This window comes from Acinetobacter sp. AC1-2 (assembly GCF_016124155.1).
GTDB lineage: Bacteria > Pseudomonadota > Gammaproteobacteria > Pseudomonadales > Moraxellaceae > Acinetobacter > Acinetobacter calcoaceticus.
The window spans coordinates 1-235 of the sequence record NZ_JABFFO010000038.1; the positions used below are offsets into that span (position 1 = coordinate 1).

General features: G+C 54.5%; 1 protein-coding gene. It reads right to left on the reverse strand.

Going from position 1 to position 235, the window contains the following annotated elements; all coding sequences use genetic code 11:
* A partial coding sequence (locus HL290_RS18520; protein ID WP_320158888.1) for a hypothetical protein occupies positions 1-235 on the reverse strand: 235 nt, incomplete at both ends.

A 235-nucleotide genomic window follows, 5' to 3' on the forward strand; every position in this document is an offset into this window, starting at 1 on the left:
CCACTGTCGCAGTCGGATCATTGACTGTACCGGTGAGTGCAGGTGTGCTGTCATTGGTGAGTACATCATCAAGCGCGACCACTGGTGGCGTGATATCCGCAGACACCGTACCTGTGCCTGGCAATGAGGTATTGCCTGCAGGGTCAGTCGCTGTTGCTGTTACGGTTTGACCGTCAGTCAAGTCACCTGGGTTTGGTACTGACCAGCTACCATCTGTACCTGCAACTACAGTTGC